At 46.8% G+C, this 1,203-nt stretch carries 3 protein-coding genes; 1 reads left to right on the forward strand and 2 read right to left on the reverse strand.

The window, feature by feature from the left end:
- Window positions 1-48: 48 nt before the first annotated feature.
- Both AC6F7T_RS14505 and AC6F7T_RS14510 read right to left on the reverse strand, forming a co-directional pair.
- Complete coding sequence (locus AC6F7T_RS14505) at window positions 49-342, reverse strand: type II toxin-antitoxin system RelE/ParE family toxin (protein ID WP_500720005.1); 294 nt, start codon at window positions 340-342, stop codon at window positions 49-51.
- The gene (locus AC6F7T_RS14510; RefSeq protein WP_500720006.1) at window positions 342-581 is read right to left on the reverse strand and encodes a type II toxin-antitoxin system ParD family antitoxin; all 240 of its coding nucleotides are present in this window, start codon (window positions 579-581) and stop codon (window positions 342-344) included. The genes AC6F7T_RS14505 and AC6F7T_RS14510 overlap by 1 nt, the downstream gene beginning before the upstream one ends.
- Before the next feature lie 154 nt (window positions 582-735).
- Between AC6F7T_RS14510 and AC6F7T_RS14515 the strand changes: the two genes are divergently transcribed.
- Window positions 736-1,203 (forward strand): recombinase family protein (locus AC6F7T_RS14515; RefSeq protein WP_500720008.1); only part of this gene is annotated, 468 nt, incomplete at its 3' end.

Consider the following 1,203-nt stretch of genomic DNA (forward strand, 5'->3'; position numbering starts at 1 on the left):
TCAAGATGGTTTTTGTAAAAGCATGTATCAAAACAGAAGTCAGAATATTTAAAGATGGACCTCCAGATCCATTCTTTCATGCAAAACGCGGATGATTTCGATGCCACCGGTATTCTGCTCGCAGTAAAAAACGATATGTTGGCCGGAAGGAAATTTTCGGTACCCAGAACGGATCTCATCACACCGCTGGCCTTGATTCGGATTTTCCGCCAAAGCATGGAAACATCGGTCCAACAGGGCAAGGTAGTGACGACGCTGCTCTCGTCCCCAGCACTTTTGCGTATAACGTCCAATCTCGCGAAGATCCTCAATCGCCTGCTTTGTTAACGAAAACCTCGGCATCAGTCGAGCGCCTCATCAAGTTCACGATTCAGATCTTCCAAGGAGTAATGTGCTGGGCCGCTCTGTTCGCCTTGAATCAAGGCTTTACGAAGGATTTTGAGCTTCATCTCACGCTCCTCAAGCAACCGCAAACCGGCACGAATTGCTTCACTGGTAGAGCCGTAGAGACCCCCTTCAATGGCGTGTGAAATAAATTTTTCGTAGTGATCGCCTAAGGTGACACTGGTGTTTTTCCCCATGATTTCTCTCCTTTGTTGAATATGTACCATTGTATATTATTTGTTGGTACTTTTCCAGTGCTCTGAAAAACTCTATATCCCGAAACAAGCCCTTCAGTCAGGATAAAATTATGACTCCACAAGAGTTGCCATTGCGGCAAGAAAGGAGTCGGTCATGAACAAAGGGATGCGCGTTGGATATGCAAGGGTCAGCACAGCTGGACAGAAACTGGATCTTCAACTTGAACGTCTTGCCGATTGTGATCGGGTATTTCACGAAAAGGTTTCAGGGAAATCCACCAGGAACCGTCCAGAATTGCAGAACGCTTTGGACTTTGTTCGGGATGGTGATGTCTTCGTGGTCACCAAACTGGATCGGCTCGCCCGATCCGTCGTAGACCTCGCCAATATCGTGCAAAAGTTTGAGGTCAAAAATGTCGATCTGGTGGTGCTGGACCAGGGGATTGACACGACATCTATTTATGGACGGCTCCAATTCAATATTCTTGCCGCTATCGGAGAGTTTGAAAGAGGAATTATTCGAGAGCGTTCTTACGAGGGCAGAATGCGCGCCCTGGCCAGGGGTGTGAAGTTTGGAGCCAAACCAAAACTTGCCAAGAATGAAATATCTCAATTAATCAAT

The sequence above is a fragment of the Pelovirga sp. genome (assembly GCF_059864205.1).